This is a genomic window from Bradyrhizobium lablabi (assembly GCF_018131005.1).
Classification (GTDB): domain Bacteria; phylum Pseudomonadota; class Alphaproteobacteria; order Rhizobiales; family Xanthobacteraceae; genus Bradyrhizobium; species Bradyrhizobium lablabi_D.
Window position 1 is genome coordinate 949,047 of sequence record NZ_JAFCJK010000001.1, and the last position, 18,536, is coordinate 967,582.

Genomic DNA, 18,536 nt, shown 5'->3' on the forward strand with positions numbered 1-18,536 from the left:
CAAAATGACGTTGAAGCGTCCCTATGGCGCGGGACTGACGGCACTCGCAGTCGGCCTCTTCGCCGCGACCGCCGCCTATGCCGAGCCAACCATCAACAAGGGCGACAACGCCTGGATGCTGACCTCGACGGTGCTGGTGCTGTTGATGACGATCCCGGGGCTGGCGCTGTTCTATGGCGGCCTGGTCCGTTCCAAGAACATGCTGTCGGTGCTGGCGCAGGTCTTCTACACCGTCTGCATCGTCACCGTGCTGTGGGCCCTTTACGGCTACAGCCTCGCCTTCACCGGCGGTTCCGACTTCATCGGCGGCTTTTCCAAGGCCTTCATGATGGGCATCACCACCGACTCGAAGGCGGCGACCTTCTCGGTCGACGCCAACATCTCGGAGCTCGTCTATCTCTGCTTCCAGATGACGTTCGCGGCGATCACGCCCGCCCTCATCGTCGGCGCCTTTGCCGAGCGCATGAAGTTCGGAGCGGTCGCGCTGTTCATCCCGCTCTGGGTCACCCTGATCTATTTCCCGATCGCACACATGGTCTGGTACTGGCCCGGTCCGGACGCGATCCAGGATGCCGCCAAGGCGCTCGCGGCGGCAGCCGATGGTGCCGCAAAGACCGCGGCGCAGGCCAAGCTCGACGAGATCAACGCCGATGCGGGCTGGATCTTCAAGAAGGGCGCGATCGACTTCGCCGGCGGCACCGTGGTGCACATCAACGCCGGCATTGCCGGCCTCGTCGGCGCGCTCCTGATCGGCAAGCGTACCGGCTATGGCAAGGAGCTGATGGCTCCGCACTCGCTGACCATGTCGATGATCGGCGCTTCGCTGCTCTGGGTCGGCTGGTTCGGCTTCAACGCCGGTTCCAACCTCGAAGCCAATGGCGGCGCTGCGCTGGCGATGACCAACTCCTTCGTGGCGACGGCCGCGGCGGCGCTGTCCTGGATGTTCGCGGAATGGATCATCAAGGGTCATCCCTCGCTGCTCGGCGCGCTCTCCGGCGCGGTCGCGGGCCTCGTCGCGGTGACGCCGGCGGCCGGCTTCTCAGGCCCGATGGGCGCCATCGTGCTCGGCCTCGTGGTCGGCGTGGTCTGCCTGTTCTTCTGCACGGTCGTGAAGAACTCGCTCGGCTATGACGACTCGCTCGACGTGTTCGGCGTCCACTGCGTCGGCGGCATCGTCGGCGCGCTCGGCACCGGCATTCTGGTCAATCCGGCGCTTGGCGGTGCCGGCATCATCGACTACACCGCGATCCCGCCGAAGGTCGCCGACTACGATTTCGCCGCGCAGATGATCGCGCAAGCTACCGGCGTCTGCACCACGCTGGTGTGGTCGGGCATCGGCTCGGCGATCCTCTACAAGGTCGTCGACGTGATCGTAGGCCTGCGCGCCAATGTCGAGACCGAGCGTGAAGGCCTCGACATCACCGAGCACACGGAGCGCGCCTACAACATGTGAGTTCTCCCGGGGCGCGACCCCTCCGGGGGTCGTTCCCAGAACTACGGTTTGGGGCACATACCCGGCAATGCCCCAACCGTTGAGGGCTCCAGCGCAAGCTGGAGCCCTTTCTTTTTTCCGTCCCTTGAGAAAAAATTGCCAGAATGGCCTGCCACTGTGAACCGACAGGCTGAGCCGACAAAAATGGGAGAACGTCATGAAGCTCGAAGGCGGATGCTATTGCGGCAAGGTGCGCTATCAGGCCGAGGGCGAGCCGATGATGGCGGCGCAGTGCCACTGCCGTGAATGTCAGTACTTTTCAGGCGGCGCGCCCAACATGTTCGTGGCGATGCCGGTCGCCGGCTTCAAATACACCGCAAGCGAGCCGAAGCAGTTCACCCGCAGCGACCTCGATCGCGCCGTTACCCGCGAATTCTGCGCCGAATGCGGAACCCAGATGGTGACCAAGGTGCCCGGCCTGCCCGCCGTGGTGCTCAAGGTCGGGACCTTCGACGATCCGGCGCTCTTCAATCCGCAGGTGGCGATCTACACCTGCGACAAGCAGGCGTTCCATCACGTGCCCGAGGGCATGCCGGCATTCGAGAAGCTGCCGGCGCGGTAACGTCTCCCAAGCTCTCGATTCCCGGCGCGCGCCAGCTCCGAGCAACCAAAATCGGCGCCGGCGCCGATGGTTAATCGCGTCTTAACCTCGCCCTATCTATGGTGATTTGATCGGTTTACGGTCGGGCTCCCTCACCCGACCGCAGTGAGAGTGTTGGCGCTTCAAACATGGCAATGACCGCCTCATCCGGCGTGGCGCAGGGCGCCGGCGACGCCGTTTCCGCCGGGCAGGCCGAGCGCTCGCCGTTCCTGCGCACGACCGAGCTGCTGGCACCCTATCAGCCGGCCAAGCCATTGATTACGCTGTCATTGGGCGAGCCCCAGCACCCGGTGCCCGATTTTGTCGGGCCGGTGCTGGCAGGGCACACCGCCGAATTCGGCCGCTACCCGCTGGCCAAGGGCATCGAGCCGTTCCGCCGCACGGTGGCGATTTGGCTGTCGAACCGGTTCCAGCTCGCGCGCCCCGTCGATCCCGAGAGCGAGGTGCTGGTGCTGAACGGCAGCCGCGAAGGGCTGTTCTTTGCCGCGATCACGGCGGCGCGCTACGTCTCGCCGCGTAAGGGTCGGCCGGCGATCCTGATGCCGAATCCATTTTATCCGGCCTATGGCGCCGGCGCCCGCGCCGCCGGTTGCGAGCAGATCTACCTTCCGACCACGCTCGACAATGGCTTCCTGCCCGACCTCGACGCGATCGACGAGGCGACATTCGCCCGCACCGTGGCCTTCTTCATCGCGAGCCCGGCGAACCCGCAGGGATCGGTCGCCTCGCGCGACTATTTCATCCGCCTGAAGCAACTCGCCGACCGCCACGGCTTCATCGTCCTGAGCGACGAGTGCTATTCGGAAATCTACACCCGCGAAGCGCCGGGCAGCGCGCTGGAATGCGCCGGGCCCGATTTCACCAATGTGGTGGCGTTCCAGTCGCTGTCGAAGCGATCGAACCTGCCGGGCATGCGCGTCGGCTTTGCCGCCGGCGATCGCAAATTCCTCGCCGCGTTCCACGAGCTGCGCAACGTCGCAGCACCCCAGGTGCCGGTGCCGCTGCAGCATGTCGCGGTCGCTGCCTATAGCGACGAGGCGCATGTCGAGGAGAACCGCAGGCTCTATCGCATCAAGTTCGATTTCGCCGACCAGATTCTCGGCAACCGCTACGGCTATGCGCGGCCCGCGGGCGGCTTCTGTGTCTGGCTCGACGTCTCCAACCGCGGCGGCGACGAGGCGGCCGCGGTGAGGCTTTATCGCGACGCCGGGGTACGCGTGATCCCCGGAAGCTACCTCGCGCGCCGCCAGAACGACGGCTCCAACCCGGGCGCGGGCTATATCCGCCTTGCGCTCGTCTCCGATAGTGAATCCACAGCCGAGGCCCTGCACCGGCTGGTCGAAACCCTGGATTAATCGCGAAACGCGAAGATAGAGCATGCCAGCGATCGAACGTGTCATCCCCCTGGTCGGCCATTTGCCGCTTTCACTTCGCGAGGCGCTCGAGCGGCGCGTGCGCGAACTTGCGGGACTGGGCCTGATCGCGCTCGCCGGCGTCGCCGCGGCGGCGCTGATGACCTGGTCGGCGCAGGATCCTTCGCTGAGCCATGCCACCTCGCGGGCGATCCGCAACATCGCAGGCTATCCCGGCGCCATCGGCGCCGACCTTCTGATGCAGATCCTCGGCCTCGGCGCGATCATGCTGATCCTTCCCATTGCGGTGTGGGGCTGGCGGATGCTGACGCATCGCGCCTTCGACCGCGAGGCGCTGCGGTTCGGCTGCTGGATCCTCTGCATGGTCATCGCGGCCGGTTTTGCCAGTTGCTGGCCGCACAACACGGCATGGCCGCTGCCGACCGGGCTTGGCGGCGTGGTCGGCGATGCGTTGGTGCGCGCGCCGGCAGTGGTGTTCGGCCCGCCCGGCTTCGTCTATCGGTTCGTGCTCGGCATCATCCTGTTTGCCGCGATGGCGACCTGCTTCCTGTTCGCCTGCGGCTGGGGCGCCAAGCAGCGGGACGAGGAACTGACGCCGATCGCGGATGACGACGAGCCGTTCGTTGAGGAGGGGGACGACCGCAGCTCGGTTTCGATCGGCTGGCTGTTCCATGCGGTCATGAGCGCGAAGGCGCGGCTCGGCTGGCTGATCACGACCGCCTATCGATCGCTGGTGTCGAGCGCACCGCAGGGCCGCGCCGCCGCCTTCGAGCGCCAGGAGCCCACGATCGGCGCGGGCGGCCGCGCCACGCCGTCGATCGCGCCGGATACCGGCGAGGAGGATTTCGACGAGGACGACAGCGAGGAGGAAGACGAGGACGACGAGGACGAAGCGCCCGCGGCCCGCGCGCCGCGCAAGAAGGCCGAGCCGCGCGCCAAGAAGAAATCCTCCGACAGGTTCGAGCTGCCATCCGTCACCGTTCTCTCCGCGCCGAGGGCGAGCGATCGCCAGCCGCTCAGCAAGGCCGAGCTGGAGGCCAATTCGCGCGCGCTGGAAGGCGTGCTGCAGGACTTCGGCGTGCGCGGCGAGATCGTCAAGGCCAATCCCGGCCCGGTCGTCACCCTGTACGAGCTCGAGCCCGCCCCCGGCATCAAGTCCTCACGCGTGATCGGCCTCGCCGACGACATCGCACGCTCGATGAGCGCGCTGTCGGCGCGCGTCGCCGTCGTCGCCGGCCGCAACGCGATCGGCATCGAACTGCCGAACGCGCACCGCGAGAAAGTCTATCTGCGCGAGCTGCTGGTGGCGAAGGAGAGCACCGAATCGGTGGCCAAGCTGCCGCTCTGCCTTGGCAAGACGATCGGCGGCGACCCCGTCATCATCGATCTCGCGCGCACGCCGCATATGCTGATCGCCGGCACCACCGGCTCCGGCAAATCGGTCGCCATCAACACCATGATCCTGAGCCTCGTCTACCGGCTGCGTCCGGATCAGTGCCGCCTGATCATGGTCGATCCAAAGATGCTCGAACTCTCGGTCTATGACGGCATCCCGCATCTTTTGACGCCCGTCGTCACCGATCCGAAGAAGGCCGTGGTCGCGCTGAAATGGGCCGTGCGCGAGATGGAGGAGCGCTACAAGAGGATGGCCAAGCTCGGCGTGCGCAACATCGACGGCTACAATGCGCGCCTCGTCGAGGCCAAGGGCAAGGGCGAAGAGCTGACGCGTACCGTGCACACCGGCTTCGACAAGGAGACCGGTAAGGCGATCTACGAGGAAGAGAAGCTCGACCTCGAACCGCTGCCCTACATCGTCATCATCGTCGACGAAATGGCCGACCTGATGATGGTCGCCGGCAAGGACATCGAAGGCGCGGTGCAGCGGCTGGCGCAGATGGCGCGCGCGGCGGGCCTGCACGTCATTCTCGCGACCCAGCGTCCATCGGTCGACGTCATCACCGGCACGATCAAGGCGAACTTCCCGACCCGTATCGCCTTCCAGGTCACCTCGAAGATCGACAGCCGCACCATCCTCGGGGAAATGGGCGCCGAGCAACTGCTCGGCCAGGGCGACATGCTCTATATGGCGGGCGGCGGCCGGATCAGCCGCGTGCACGGCCCGTTCGCCTCCGATGAAGAGGTCGAGAAGGTGGTGCGCCATCTGAAGACGCAGGGCTCCCCGGAATACCTGGAGGCGGTCACCGCCGAAGAGCCGACCGACGAGGACGGCGCGGTGTTCGATTCCACCGGCATGGGCGGGGATGGCGGCGGCGACCTGTTCGCCCAGGCGGTTGCGATCGTCAAGCGCGACCGCAAGGCATCGACATCCTACATTCAGCGCCGGCTGCAAATCGGCTATAACCGCGCCGCTTCGCTCATGGAGCGGATGGAACTTGAAGGTATTGTCGGCCCGGCCAACCATGCCGGCAAGCGCGAAATCCTGGTCGGGGAAGAGGAAGGCCAGTTCTGACCGGACAATCTTCACGGAAAAACCATATCTCCTTAGGCTAAGGCACGGTAAAGTCGGACGAAGTGGGTCGGCACGTCGAACTGAGACTTGAAATATCTGATGGAAAAACACCCCAATCATCGCGGCATGGGCTATGCGCTGGCGCTCCTCGTCTGCGTGTCCATCGCGGGCGCCGCAACGTATGCCGCCGCGCAGAACGTCCCGACCCCGAAACCGGCGCCCAAGGCCCGCGACGGCGGCACCCAACTGAGCGCGCAGGAGCAGAGAGGGCCGGCGACCACGGGCACGACCCAGACACCGCCGACGCCGATCATTCCCGATCCGCGCCGCAACGTGCCTGCCAGCATTTTCGCGACCTTCGACGCCAACCAGAAGGCGCAGGCCGCCAGGGTCAGCTCCTATCTCTCGTCGCTGCAGACCCTGGTCGGAAACTTCGTCCAGGTCGGGCCGGACGGCACCAAGACCAAAGGCGATTTCTACATCCAGAAGCCAGGCAAGGTCCGCTTCGAATACGAGTCGCCGAGCCCGATCGAGATCATCGCCGACGGCTCATCGGTCGCCGTGCGCGACCGCAAGCTTGCGACCCAGGACATCTATCCGCTGTCGCAGACACCGCTGCGCTATCTTCTGTCCGATCGCATCGACCTGATGAAGGACACCAACGTCGTCAGCGTCACGGCCGACGATGTCTTCGTCAGCGTCATCATCGAGGAAAAGGTTGCGCTGATCGGCACCAGCCGGCTGCTGCTGATGCTCGGCGCCAAGGACGGCAAGCTCAAGCAATGGACGGTCACCGACCCACAGGGCTATGACACCACGGTCGCGGTCTACAACCTCGATTCGACGCAGAAGCCCGATCCGTCCCTGTTCAAGATCGATTTCACGAGCTATCCGGGCGTCCCGCCCGGCTAGAGCATGATCCGGAAGAGCGTGTACGGTTTTCCCTCGCGACAAACGCGAAGCGTTTGCGCGGAGATCATGCGCAGACAGATGCATGGGATGGTGATGCGATTTGACGTAATCGCGGCATGATTTAACGCGCACCCTCATGCGTTTCACCGTCACGACCTGGAACATCAATTCGGTGCGCCTGCGCATCGATATCGTCGCCAAATTCATCAAGGCGGCGCGGCCTGACGTGCTGTGCCTGCAGGAGACCAAATGCATCGACGACGCGTTTCCGCTGAAGCGCTTCAGGCGGCTCGGCTATGAGCATGTCGCGCTGAACGGGCAGAAAGGATATCACGGCGTCGCCATCGTCTCCCGGCTGCCATTCGAGAGCACCGACATCAGAACCTTCTGCGACAAGATCGATTCGCGGCATATTTCGGTGTCGTTCGGCGAGAAGGCGCAGCTTTCGAGGCCGTTGGTGCTGCATAATTTCTACGTGCCGGCCGGCGGCGACATTCCCGACCCCGCGCTCAATCCGAAGTTCGAGCACAAGCTGCAATTCCTCGACGAGATGAAGAGCTGCGAGCCGCTGCATCCGCGCGGCGACGACCGCCATATCCTGGTCGGCGACCTCAACGTTGCGCCGCATGAGAACGACGTGTGGTCGCACAAGCAGCTTCTCAAGGTAGTTTCGCACACGCCGGTCGAAACCGAAAAGCTGCTCGCCGCGCAAATCCATGGCGAATGGTTCGACGTCGCGCGCGAACGGATCCCGATGTCGGAAAAGGTCTACACCTGGTGGAGTTATCGCGCCGCCGACTGGACGATCGGCGACCGCGGCCGCAGGCTCGATCACATCTGGGTCTCGCGCGCGCTCAAGGACCAGGTCAGCGATTTCAAGATCACCCGCGACGCCCGCGGCTGGGACCGCCCGTCGGACCATGTGCCGGTGACCGCGGTGCTGGAGGTTTAGAGCGTTTTCGAGCGAAGTGGAAACCGGTTCGCGTGAAGAAAACGCGTCAAAACAGGAATCGAGAGCGTCGTTGCGATTCCATCGGAACGAAAAGGGCTCTAGCTTCGTCGCGGAGACTTGCGCTCGTCACACCACTTTCGCAAAGGTCTCGCAAGAGTGGGGGAGAGAGGAGTTGGAGATCACGTGCTCAGCTTGCCGCCGGCTATCAGGATGTCGCTCGCGAGCTGGCTCGTTCGCACCGCCAGTTCATCGCGCAGCCGCCGCGCGGCGCCGGGATCGCTTTCCAGCACGCGCTGGAACAGGCTGCGCGCGATGCGAATGACGGTCGTGTACTCAAGCGCGACCGCGGTCGACGGACGCTTCATCGCCACGATAAGAGCAAGCTCGCCGATCAGCGCGCCGGGGCCGGCAATGATCTCGGCGCCGCCCTCCTCGACGCGGAACGCGCCGCGTTGCACGATGTAGCCGGCGTCCGCTTCATCTCCGATGTTGAACAGCACGTCGCCACGCTCGAAATTGCGTTGCTCGGATCCGATCGCCAACATGCGCAACGCTGTCTCGCCCAACAGACGCAGCGTCGGGACCCGCTCGAGCAGGGCTACATCATCGTCGATCGACATTCAGGTCCGGTAGCCGGGATGCGCCTCGATTTCAAGAATCGGTGAGCGCAAATCGTATCACGGCACCAGCTTGTAGCCACCGGCTTCCGTAACCAGGATTTCCGGGTTGGCGGCATCCTTCTCGATCTTCTGGCGGAGACGGTAGATGTGGGTCTCGAGCGTGTGGGTGGTCACACCCGAATTGTAGCCCCAGACCTCCTGCAGCAGCGTCTCGCGCGACACCGGCATCTGGCCGGCGCGGTAGAGGAAGCGCAGGATCGCAGTCTCCTTCTCGGTCAGCCGCACCTTCCGTGCATTGGCGCCGGTCAGCATCTTCGAGCCGGGCCGGAACGAATAGGGGCCAACCGAGAACACGGCGTCCTCGCTGGCCTCGTGCTGGCGGAGCTGCGCCCGGATCCGGGCCAACAGCACCGCGAAGCGGAAGGGCTTGGCGACATAGTCGTTGGCACCGGATTCCAGGCCCAGAATCGTGTCTGAATCGGTGTCGTGCCCTGTCAGCATGATGATCGGGGCCTTGAACCCGCCTTTGCGCAGCGAGCGTACGACTTCGCGGCCATCGGTGTCGGGCAAGCCAACATCCATCAGGACCAGATCGGGGGAATTCGCTCTGGCGGCGCTGGCACCCTTTGCGCCAGTGTCGACTGCGGAGGCCTCGAACTCCTCGTGCAGCGACAATTGCTCGACCAGCGTATCGCGCAGATCGCTATCGTCTTCCACGATCAAGATCTTGCGGGCATTGGCCATAGGTACAATCCTCTGAGGAAGCATACGGACAGAAGCGGCAGCGCTAATGGCCGGGACTTTAGGCTAGATACGTTTTCAGTTAGGCGATTGTTACCGATTCACAAGCGACGCCATTGTATCCCAGATTCGGCAGGGCGGGGTGAGTACCCTCTGGTACCGTCACTTAGAGCAGTTAGGACCGGTTAGACAAGGTCGGATCGAAACATTTCTGAGGGGAAATCAAACCATTTCAATCACTTGTGTGACAACCGAATGTGATCGACCGCTCTCCCTGATTGAGGTCCACGCCGCCGCCGGCAACCCGCGCCGCGGCTGGCTGACGGCCGATGGATGGACCGCTCCGGTGGCCCTGGGGCGTGGCGGCATCCTCGCCAACAAGCGGGAGGGCGACGGTGGCACGCCGCGCGGCACCTTTTACCCGCGGCAATTGTGGTGGCGCGCCGATCGCCACCGGCGGCCGAAAACCTTCCTGTCGGCTCGCCCGATCCGTCCCGAGGACGCCTGGTGCGAAGACCCCAAAGATCGCCATTACAATCAGCCAATCCGGCTCGATCGCACGCAAACGGGCGACCGGCTGACGCGCGACGATCATCTTTACGACTTCATCGTCGAGATCGACCACAACAGCGCGCCGCGCATCGCCGGCCGCGGCAGCGCGGTATTCCTGCATCTGGCGCGGCCGAATTTTGCGCCGACCGCAGGCTGCGTCTCGATGACGAAATCGTCGATGCTCCGCCTGTTGCGGCGGATGTCTCCACGGACGAAGATCGTGATTGGCTGATGTTGGCGCATGACAGCGCCTCATGGTGAGGAGCGCGCAGCGCCGTGCGATTCGACGTAATCGCATCATGATCTGGTACAGTCAGGAATTCGACAATGCTCGACAACAGGCAGATCGCCGCTGCATCAAGGACGCTGCATGACCACTGGCGTGCCGGCACCAAGCTCGGCAACCTCGATGCATCGCTGCGGCCGCGCGACCGTGCCGAGGGCTACGCCGTGCAGGCCGTGCTCGAAGGCACCTCGCGCGAACAATTGTTCGGCTGGAAGATCGCGGCGACCAGCGAGGCCGGCCAGAAGCACATCAATGTCGCAGGCCCGATGGCAGGGCGCATCCTCGCCGAGACCGTGATCGTCGATGGTGGCACCGCGCCGATGGCAGGCAACGAGATGCGCGTCGGCGAACCGGAGTTCGCCTTCCGCATGGCGCGCGACTTGCCGCCGCGCTCAACGCCCTACGCGGTAGAGCAGGTGCTCGACGCCGTCGCCACGCTGCATCCCGCGATCGAGATTCCGGATTCCCGCTTCGCCGATTTCGTCTCAGCCGGCGAAGCACAACTCATCGCCGACAATGCCTGCGCGCATCTGTTCGTGCTGGGCGCAGCCACGTCAGCCGACTGGCGTGCGACGGACCTTGTCGAGGAGCGTCCAAAGATCACGCTGAGCGGCCGGCATTATACCGGTCATGGCAAGAACGTGCTCGGCGATCCCCGCGTCGCGCTCGCCTGGTGCGCCAATGAACTGCGCGGGCTCGGTCTGACTTTGCGGGAAGGAGAAGTGGTGACGACGGGCACCTGCCATCCGCCGCTGGCGATTCGGGCCGGCGATTTTTTCGAGGCGGATTTTGGTGTGCTGGGATGCGTGTCGGTGAGGTTCGCGTAGGCGCTGGCCACACACTCGATGTCGTCCCTGCGAAAGCATGCGAAAGCAGCGACGACAAATTGAAGGAGCTATCTTGCCCCGAAGATAGCCGATCCCACGCGCACATGGGTCGCGCCCATCTGGATCGCCACCGCAAAATCCGCACTCATTCCCATCGAGAGATTGGTCAGGCCGTTGCGCGCGGCGATCTTGGCGCAGAGTGCAAAGTGCGGCGCCGGCGCCTGCTCGACCGGCGGAATGCACATCAACCCCGAGACCTGCAGGCCGTATGTGTCGCGGCAGGCAGCGATGAAGGCATCGGCCTCAGCAGGGGCGACGCCGGCCTTCTGCGGCTCCTCGCCGGTGTTGATCTGGACGAAGAGTTCCGGCCGCTTCTGCTGGGATTTGATTTCCTTGGCTAACGCTTCGCAAATGCTGGGGCGGTCGACCGAATGGATCGCATCGAACAGTGCGACCGCGTCCTTTGCCTTGTTCGACTGCAGCGGCCCGATCAGATGCAGCACAAGCCCGGGATGGGCCTGCACCAGCGCGGGCCACTTCGCCTTGGCCTCCTGCACACGATTCTCGCCGAAAGCGCGCTGTCCGGCGTCGATGACGGGCGAAATCGCGTCCGCCGCGAAGGTTTTCGACACCGCGACCAGCGTGACCGAGGCGCGGTCGCGCCGCGCTTCCTTGCAGGCGCGCGTGATCTCCTGCTCCACCGCGGTGAGCCCGCTTGGTGAATGCGACGTCACCGATGTCCTCGAACTTTCCGTCATACCTGTGCCGTTTCCGGACAAAGTTGGATGTTGGGTCGAATTTTACCAAATTCGGGAAAGGCTTTTTGAGGCCCTCCGTTCTATCTTGCGCAGGGGCAAGGGACTGAAATGTCGGGCGTCACTTTCAACCGCAACCGGATCAAACTCAAGAAGCTTATGGGCATCCGCGCTCGGCTCGTCATGCTGGCGCTGCTGGTCGTTGCGCCGCTGATGCTTGACCGCGTGCGGACGCTCGAAAACGACCGTGCAAAACAGATCGCCCAGGCCGCCAAGGAATACGCCAATCTGACCCACCACGCTGCCGAGACTCAGCGCGAGGTGGTGTCCTCGGTCGAGACGATGCTGAAGTCGGCCGCCTATATCCGTGCCTCCGGCGGCATCGCGCGAAGCTGCGAGGTGCTTCGCGCCAGCCTGCCGACCAACCTGCCGTGGATCCGCAGCATCATGTTCGTCAGCGCGGACGGACTCGTCCAGTGCTCGACCCTCAACATCCAGGTCGGACTCGATCTTGGCGACCGCAGCTATTTCCGGAAGGCGCGGCAGACCGGCGGCTTCGTGTTCAGCGATTATCTGTTCGGCAAGACCAACGGCCGGCCGATGATGATGGCGGCCTATCCGGTGGCCGCGATCAACCCGGAGCATGATGCCGTCGTCGTCGCCGGCATCAATATCGACTGGCTGTCGCAGATCATGACCAATCTCGGCGGCCGGCCCGGCATGTCGGCGGTGCTGGTCGACAGTACCGGCGTCGTGATCGCCGCGCCCGCCGACCATGCGAGCCTGATCGGCCGCTCGCTCGACACCGTGCCGCTGATGGCGGCGATCGCCGAGAAGGCGCTCAGCTTCGACGAACCCTCGGGCTCGGTCTCCTTCACCGCCTCCGATGGGACCCAGCGGACGCTGAGCTTTGCCCGCATTGCCGGAACGCAGTCGCGGCTCATCGTCAGCATGGACGAAGCCGAGGTGACGGCCGCGATCAATCAGGCGATCCGCACCGCTTACCTGGAGCTTGCCTTCGCCTGCCTGTTCGTGCTGTTCGGCGCCCTGGTCGGCGCGGAGAAGCTGATCATCAATCCGATCGAACTGATGACCGGCATGGCGCGCCGATTCGGCGAGGGCGACTGGTCCGCGCGCGTCGTCAAGCACAGGCTGCCGTCGGAGTTCATTCCGCTCGCCCGCGCCTTCAACACCATGGCCGCGCAGCTTAGCCAGCGCGAGCGCGAGCTCGTCGCCACCAACGACAGCCTCACGGTGATGGCCTCGATCGACATGCTGTCCGGTCTCGGCAACCGTCGCGGCTTCCAGGGCCGGCTCGATTTCGAATGGATGCGGGCGCAGCAATATGGCAGCGAGCTGTCGTTGTTGATGATCGACGTCGATCACTTCAAACTCTTCAACGACACCTACGGCCATCCCGAAGGCGACGCCTGCCTCGCCAGGATCGGCGAAACGCTCGCCGGAATTGCCGCCGACACCATGGGTTTTGCCGCCCGCTATGGCGGTGAGGAGTTCTGCCTGCTGTTGCCGAACACCGGCCCCGCCCGCGCGCTCGCAATCGGTGAAACCGTTCGCACGGCGGTCCTCGGCCTCGGCCTGCCGCACCGGACGTCGAGCCACGCCATCGTCACCGTCAGCGTCGGCGTCGCTACCGGCAAGCCGACCGATGCCTTGCGCCCCGGCGACCTGATCGAGGCCGCGGACGCCGCCCTCTATGCCGCCAAGCACCGCGGCCGGAATGCCGTGGTCGACCACGGATTCGTGCAGATGGTGGATGAAGCCGGAATGGCGCTGGCGAGTTGAGAGCGTCGCGTGCGATGACGCCGATCGAGCAGCGAGCACTATCTATCACCGTCGCGCTGAGGAGGCCGCACGGCGGCCGTCTCGAAGCGCGACGGCCCGACTGAGGCGGTTCATCCTTCGAGGCTCGCCGAAGAGGCGAGCACCTCAGGATGACGGGTTTAATAGCCACTTCCTGGCACGATCGCTGATTTGCCCGACGAGGCAAGACCTCACGCGAAAAACATTCCGCTTCGCGTTTCACCCAAATCAGTCGTTTAATCCGCTCGTCTCACCCGATCGAGGGACGCTTCGCGGTCGTCACGAACGTTGCGGTGAGATGCGGTGGACGCGGAGCGTGCAACTGACGAGTGCGCACAACGCGGACGGCGAAGTCGTGTGGTCCTGACGCCCCAGTGGCTGGTGTTAAGTTCGTGAGACGCAAGCTTCTCGCGGACGACGGTGGCAACAAAGCCCGGTCTCACCGAGGAGAGCGCGTATAAGCCGTAAACCATCGCGCAGGGAAAGCCGGGTTGTTTCCGGTTACACCTGTGGTCCTACCCCCGTGCTTTTTGTTGCACGGGACCCATGGGTGCGATCGGCGCCCGGCTTTCCCTGCGCCCTCATTCCTCATGAGGGCGGAAAGTGATGCAAACCTCGGGCGCACGGCGTCGCGAGATCGCGGTGGTTTGTCAGGATGGTTCCCGAACCTCACCCACGCCGGCCAATTCATCCTCTCAACCTGAAGAGGCCGCTGAGCGGCTGTCTCGAGGGCGTAGCCACCGGACACGCGTTCCGCGCCGCCCGGAGAGGGCCATGAGGGCCCAAGCCGTTGACCCCACGGGCGCTTTTGTGGCCTAGTCCGCCGTCCTTCGATGGGACCGAAAAAATCCACCAAAAGCCCTGCGATTCCATGACCGCCGAACGCTACAACGCCCGTGATTCCGAACCCCGCTGGCAGCGCCTGTGGGACGAAAAGGCGATCTTCGCCTCGAAAAACGACGATCCGCGGCCGAAATATTACGTGCTCGAGATGTTTCCCTATCCGTCCGGGCGCATCCATATCGGGCATGTCCGCAACTATACGCTGGGCGACGTGCTGGCGCGCTTCAAGCGCGCCAAGGGCTTCAACGTGCTGCACCCGATGGGCTGGGACGCGTTCGGCCTGCCGGCGGAGAACGCCGCGATCGAACGCAAGGTGGCGCCGAAGGCCTGGACCTACGACAACATCGCCGCGATGAAGAAGCAGTTGCGGTCGATCGGGCTGTCGCTCGACTGGTCGCGCGAGTTCGCGACCTGCGATCCCAGCTATTACAGGCATCAGCAGAAGATGTTTCTGGACATGCTGCGCGCGGGACTCGCCGAGCGCGAGAAGCGCAAGCTCAACTGGGATCCGGTCGACATGACCGTGCTCGCCAACGAGCAGGTGATCGACGGACGAGGCTGGCGCTCGGGCGCTGTCGTCGAGCAGCGCGAGATGAGCCAGTGGGTCTTCAAGATCACGAAATATTCGCAGGAACTGCTGGACGCGCTCGACGGGCTGGACCGCTGGCCCGACAAGGTGCGGCTGATGCAGCGCAACTGGATCGGCCGCTCCGAAGGCCTCTTGATCCGCTTTGCACTGGATCCGGCAACGACGCCGGCCGGCGAGAATGAGCTGAAGATTTTCACCACGCGGCCGGACACGCTGTTCGGCGCCAAGTTCATGGCGATCTCGGCGGATCATCCGCTGGCGATGGCCGCGGCCGCGAAGAATCCTGATCTCGCGGAGTTCATCGCCGAGATCAAGCGCATCGGCACCGCGCAGGAGATCATCGACACCGCCGAGAAGCAGGGCTTCGACACCGGCATCAAGGCGATCCATCCATTCGACTCGAACTGGAAGCTGCCGGTCTATGTCGCGAATTTCGTGCTGATGGAGTACGGCACCGGCGCGATCTTCGGCTGCCCGGCGCATGACCAGCGCGATCTCGACTTCGTCAACAAGTACAATCTCGGCAACACGCCCGTGGTGTGTCCGGAAGGGCAAGACCCGACGACCTTCGTGATCACGGACATCGCCTATGATGGCGATGGCTGCATGATCAATTCGCGTTTTCTCGACGGCATGACGATCGATCAGGCCAAGGAAGAAGTGGCGAAGCGGCTCGAGTCGGAGTTGCGGGGCAACGCGCCGGTCGGCGAGCGACAGGTGAATTTCCGCCTGCGCGACTGGGGCATTTCGCGCCAGCGCTACTGGGGCTGCCCGATCCCGGTCATTCACTGTCCGAAATGCGACGTCGTCCCGGTGCCGGACGATCAACTCCCGGTGACGCTGCCGGAGGACGCAACCTTCGACAGGCCGGGCAACGCGCTCGACCATCATCCGACCTGGAAGCACGTCACCTGTCCGAAGTGCGGCGGCAAGGCACAGCGCGAAACAGACACCATGGACACCTTCGTGGATTCATCCTGGTACTTTGCGCGCTTCACCGATCCCTGGAACGCGACGGCGCCGACGACGCCCGCGGTCGTGAACCGGATGATGCCGGTCGACCAGTATATCGGCGGCGTCGAGCATGCGATCCTGCATCTGCTCTACAGCCGTTTCTTCATTCGCGCGATGAAGGCGACCGGCCACATCGCCATGGAAGAGCCGTTTGCCGGCATGTTCACCCAGGGCATGGTGGTGCACGAGACCTACCAAAAGGCCGACGGCAGCTATGTCACGCCCGCCGAGGTGAAGGTCGAAGTCGTCGGCAGCGAGCGCCGCGCGGCGGTGATCGATGGCGGCGAAGAGGTCGCGATCGGTCCGATCGAGAAGATGTCGAAGTCGAAGAAGAACACCGTCGACCCCGACGACATCATCGCGAGCTACGGCGCCGACGTCGCGCGCTGGTTCATGCTGTCTGACTCGCCGCCCGATCGCGACGTGATCTGGAGCGACGAACGCGTGCAGGGCGCCGCGCGGTTCGTGCAGCGGCTGTGGCGGCTGGTGAACGAATCGGCGGCAATCGCGAAATCGGCCCCGGCCGGCCGGCCGGCCGTATTCGCGTCTGAGGCGCTGGCCCTGCGCAAGGCGGCTCATGGCGCGCTCGACAAGGTATCATCGGGCATCGAGCGGCTGCACTTCAACGTCTGCCTCGCCCATATCAGGGAATTCGCCAATGCGCTGGCCGAGGTGCTCGCCCGGGAGACTGCCAAGGGTGGCATACCAGCGCCTGACGTCGCCTGGGCGGTGAATGAGGCCGCGACTCTCCTGGTTCAATTGTTTGCGCCCATGATGCCCCATCTGGCCGAGGAGTGCTGGGTGGTTCTGGGCCAGGACGGGCTGGTTTCGGAGGCCAATTGGCCCCAAATCGAACGCGATTTGCTGGTTGAAGACAGTGTGACCCTGGTGGTCCAGGTCAACGGCAAGAAACGGGGTGATGTTTCGGTGCCACGGGGTGCCCAAAATCCGGAGATTGAGGCTGCCGTTCTGGCGCTGGATGCAGTAAAAGTTGCCCTGGGCGGCAAGTCCGTCAGCAAGGTGATCATTGTGCCCATGAGGATCGTCAATGTTGTCGGCTAGGACCAGGATCGCCGCGCGGCTGCTCGCCGTGGCCGCCTTGGCCGCGCTGACGGCCGGCTGCTTCCAGCCGATGTATGCCGAACACACTGACGGCACGCCCGCGCTGCGCGAGAAGCTGATGGGCGTGGAGATCCCGCCGGTCGACAAGCCCAACGCCTCGCGCGAGGCGCGCGTCGGCGTCGAGGTCCGCAACGCGCTGGCCTTCAAGCTGTACGGCACCGCCACCGGCATGCCGCCGACCCACCGCCTGGTGCTGCGATTCGCCACCACCCGCTCGTCGCTGATCGTCGATCCCAATACCGCCCTGCCGACCAGCGAGAATTACGGCATCGACGCCCAGTTCAACCTGATCGATATCGCCTCCAACAAATCGGTGATGACCGGCACGACCTTCTCGCGCGTGTCCTATGACATGCCGGGTTCCTACCAGCGCTTCTCCCGCTCGCGTGCCTTGCGCGACGCCGAGGATCGCGCCGCGCAGGAGATCGCCGAGAACATCCAGACCCGGCTCGCATCCTTCTTCACCGCCGGGACCTGATCGCAGCATTGGTCGCGCTTCGCGGAAAAGAGATCGACGGCTTTCTCGCCCGGCCTGACGCCGGCCGCCCGATCATTCTGCTCTACGGCCCGGACGCCGGCCTCGTGCGTGAACGCGCCGAAGCGCTGATGGTCTCGGCGGTCGACGATCCGAACGATCCGTTCTCGCTGGTGCGGCTCGATGGCGACGAGCTCGCCGCCGACCCCTCGCGCCTCGTCGATGAAGCGATGACGGTGCCGCTGTTCGGCGGCCGCCGCGCGATCCGCGTGCGCGCCGGCTCCCGCAACTTCGCGAGCGGCATCGATGCGTTGGCAGATTCGCCGTTGAAGGATTGCCGCATCGTGATCGAGGCCGGCGATCTGCGCCCTGAATCGCCGCTCCGCAAGGCCTGCGAACGCGCGAAGAACGCGGTGGCGATCGGCTGCTATCCCGACACCGAGCGCGATCTCGCCAAGCTGATCGAGGACGAGCTGCGCCTTTCAAATCTGCGGCTGGCGCAGGATGCGCGCGCGGTGCTGACGTCGCTGCTCGGCGGCGACCGCCAGGCCTCGCGCAACGAGCTGCGCAAGCTTACGCTGTTCGCCCACGGCAAGGGCGAAATCACGCTTGACGACGTGATGACGGTGGTGTCCGACGCCTCGGAATTGAAGCTTGATCCGATCGTCGACGGCGCCTTCGCCGGCAACACCGCGCTGGTCGAGAGCGAATTCGCAAAGGCGATGGTGGCAGGCACCTATCCCGGCGTGATCATCTCGGCCGCGCAGCGCCAGGCAGCTTGGCTGCACAAATCGGCGCTCGCGGTCGCCGAAGGCACGCCCGTCGGCGCCGTGCTCGAGGGCGGATTTCCCCGACTGCACTTTTCGCGCAAGAATGCAGTCGAGATCGCGCTGCGCAATTTCAGCGCGCCGCGGCTGGTTGGCATCATCGATCAGCTTGCGACCGCCGCCCTCGACATGCGCAAGCAGGCTTCGCTGGCCGCCGTGATCGCGCAACGCGCGCTGCTGTCGATCGCGGCGAACGCAAGACGGCGCGGATAGAAACGGTGTTTCGTGTACCGCCGCTGCGAGGCGCGAATGCGACGAAGGGAG

15 protein-coding genes are annotated in these 18,536 nt (G+C 64.5%); 12 read left to right on the forward strand and 3 right to left on the reverse strand.

Annotated elements, in window-relative coordinates; genetic code table 11:
* Positions 1-4 precede the first annotated feature (4 nt).
* From JQ553_RS04420 to JQ553_RS04445, 6 genes are all read left to right on the forward strand, one after another.
* Positions 5-1,453 carry an ammonium transporter gene (locus tag JQ553_RS04420; protein WP_212498631.1) on the forward strand — a complete coding sequence of 483 codons (1,449 nt, stop codon included), beginning with the start codon at positions 5-7 and terminating at the stop codon, positions 1,451-1,453.
* A 196-nt stretch (positions 1,454-1,649) separates the two neighbouring features.
* Positions 1,650-2,054: a GFA family protein gene (locus JQ553_RS04425; RefSeq protein ID WP_212498632.1), complete on the forward strand. Its 405-nt coding sequence runs from the start codon at positions 1,650-1,652 to the stop codon at positions 2,052-2,054.
* A 167-nt stretch (positions 2,055-2,221) separates the two neighbouring features.
* On the forward strand, positions 2,222-3,448 hold the full coding sequence (locus tag JQ553_RS04430) for an aminotransferase class I/II-fold pyridoxal phosphate-dependent enzyme (RefSeq protein WP_212498633.1): 1,227 nt from the start codon (positions 2,222-2,224) through the stop codon (positions 3,446-3,448).
* Between the two features lie 22 nt (positions 3,449-3,470).
* On the forward strand, positions 3,471-5,936 hold the full coding sequence (locus JQ553_RS04435; protein WP_212498634.1) for a DNA translocase FtsK: 2,466 nt from the start codon (positions 3,471-3,473) through the stop codon (positions 5,934-5,936).
* A 99-nt stretch (positions 5,937-6,035) separates the two neighbouring features.
* Positions 6,036-6,848, forward strand: coding sequence for an outer membrane lipoprotein carrier protein LolA (locus tag JQ553_RS04440; protein WP_212498635.1), 813 nt, complete (start codon positions 6,036-6,038; stop codon positions 6,846-6,848).
* 136 nt (positions 6,849-6,984) lie between these two features.
* On the forward strand, positions 6,985-7,800 hold the full coding sequence (locus JQ553_RS04445) for an exodeoxyribonuclease III (RefSeq protein WP_212498636.1): 816 nt from the start codon (positions 6,985-6,987) through the stop codon (positions 7,798-7,800).
* A gap of 179 nt (positions 7,801-7,979) precedes the next feature.
* Here JQ553_RS04445 and JQ553_RS04450 read toward each other — a convergent pair whose 3' ends face one another.
* A complete protein-coding gene (locus tag JQ553_RS04450) occupies positions 7,980-8,420 on the reverse strand; it encodes a cyclic nucleotide-binding domain-containing protein (protein WP_212498637.1) in 441 nt (146 codons plus the stop codon).
* Between the two features lie 57 nt (positions 8,421-8,477).
* On the reverse strand, positions 8,478-9,164 hold the full coding sequence (locus JQ553_RS04455) for a response regulator transcription factor (RefSeq protein ID WP_212498638.1): 687 nt from the start codon (positions 9,162-9,164) through the stop codon (positions 8,478-8,480).
* Positions 9,165-9,405: 241 nt separating this feature from the next.
* Between JQ553_RS04455 and JQ553_RS04460 the strand changes: the two genes are divergently transcribed.
* Together JQ553_RS04460 and JQ553_RS04465 are read left to right on the forward strand one after the other, a co-directional pair.
* A complete protein-coding gene (locus JQ553_RS04460; protein ID WP_212498812.1) occupies positions 9,406-9,945 on the forward strand; it encodes a L,D-transpeptidase in 540 nt (179 codons plus the stop codon).
* Between the two features lie 95 nt (positions 9,946-10,040).
* A complete protein-coding gene (locus tag JQ553_RS04465) occupies positions 10,041-10,826 on the forward strand; it encodes a 2-keto-4-pentenoate hydratase (protein WP_212498639.1) in 786 nt (261 codons plus the stop codon).
* A gap of 68 nt (positions 10,827-10,894) precedes the next feature.
* Here the strand turns inward: JQ553_RS04465 and JQ553_RS04470 are convergent, their stop codons facing one another.
* On the reverse strand, positions 10,895-11,584 hold the full coding sequence (locus tag JQ553_RS04470) for a YggS family pyridoxal phosphate-dependent enzyme (RefSeq protein WP_212498640.1): 690 nt from the start codon (positions 11,582-11,584) through the stop codon (positions 10,895-10,897).
* 108 nt (positions 11,585-11,692) lie between these two features.
* Between JQ553_RS04470 and JQ553_RS04475 the strand changes: the two genes are divergently transcribed.
* The 4 genes from JQ553_RS04475 (at position 11,693) to holA (ending at position 18,485) form a co-directional block, all read left to right on the forward strand.
* On the forward strand, positions 11,693-13,384 hold the full coding sequence (locus tag JQ553_RS04475; RefSeq protein ID WP_212498641.1) for a diguanylate cyclase domain-containing protein: 1,692 nt from the start codon (positions 11,693-11,695) through the stop codon (positions 13,382-13,384).
* An 889-nt stretch (positions 13,385-14,273) separates the two neighbouring features.
* Positions 14,274-16,910 carry a leucine--tRNA ligase gene (gene leuS, locus JQ553_RS04480; protein ID WP_212498642.1) on the forward strand — a complete coding sequence of 879 codons (2,637 nt, stop codon included), beginning with the start codon at positions 14,274-14,276 and terminating at the stop codon, positions 16,908-16,910.
* Complete coding sequence (lptE, locus tag JQ553_RS04485) at positions 16,897-17,448, forward strand: LPS assembly lipoprotein LptE (protein WP_212498643.1); 552 nt, start codon at positions 16,897-16,899, stop codon at positions 17,446-17,448. The genes leuS and lptE overlap by 14 nt, the downstream gene beginning before the upstream one ends.
* 8 nt (positions 17,449-17,456) lie before the next feature.
* Positions 17,457-18,485: a DNA polymerase III subunit delta gene (holA, locus tag JQ553_RS04490; RefSeq protein WP_212498644.1), complete on the forward strand. Its 1,029-nt coding sequence runs from the start codon at positions 17,457-17,459 to the stop codon at positions 18,483-18,485.
* Positions 18,486-18,536 lie beyond the last annotated feature (51 nt).

Coding starts and splice junctions, on each gene's coding strand:
- JQ553_RS04435 (WP_212498634.1), top strand. CDS start 3,471: ATGCCAGCGATCGAACGTGTCATCCCCCTGGTCGGCCATTTGCCGCTT.
- JQ553_RS04430 (WP_212498633.1), top strand. CDS start 2,222: ATGGCAATGACCGCCTCATCCGGCGTGGCGCAGGGCGCCGGCGACGCC.
- JQ553_RS04445 (WP_212498636.1), top strand. CDS start 6,985: ATGCGTTTCACCGTCACGACCTGGAACATCAATTCGGTGCGCCTGCGC.
- JQ553_RS04465 (WP_212498639.1), top strand. CDS start 10,041: ATGCTCGACAACAGGCAGATCGCCGCTGCATCAAGGACGCTGCATGAC.
- JQ553_RS04420 (WP_212498631.1), top strand. CDS start 5: ATGACGTTGAAGCGTCCCTATGGCGCGGGACTGACGGCACTCGCAGTC.
- JQ553_RS04425 (WP_212498632.1), top strand. CDS start 1,650: ATGAAGCTCGAAGGCGGATGCTATTGCGGCAAGGTGCGCTATCAGGCC.
- JQ553_RS04450 (WP_212498637.1), bottom strand. CDS start 8,420: ATGTCGATCGACGATGATGTAGCCCTGCTCGAGCGGGTCCCGACGCTG.
- JQ553_RS04455 (WP_212498638.1), bottom strand. CDS start 9,164: ATGGCCAATGCCCGCAAGATCTTGATCGTGGAAGACGATAGCGATCTG.
- JQ553_RS04470 (WP_212498640.1), bottom strand. CDS start 11,584: ATGACGGAAAGTTCGAGGACATCGGTGACGTCGCATTCACCAAGCGGG.
- lptE (WP_212498643.1), top strand. CDS start 16,897: ATGTTGTCGGCTAGGACCAGGATCGCCGCGCGGCTGCTCGCCGTGGCC.
- JQ553_RS04475 (WP_212498641.1), top strand. CDS start 11,693: ATGTCGGGCGTCACTTTCAACCGCAACCGGATCAAACTCAAGAAGCTT.
- leuS (WP_212498642.1), top strand. CDS start 14,274: ATGACCGCCGAACGCTACAACGCCCGTGATTCCGAACCCCGCTGGCAG.
- JQ553_RS04440 (WP_212498635.1), top strand. CDS start 6,036: ATGGAAAAACACCCCAATCATCGCGGCATGGGCTATGCGCTGGCGCTC.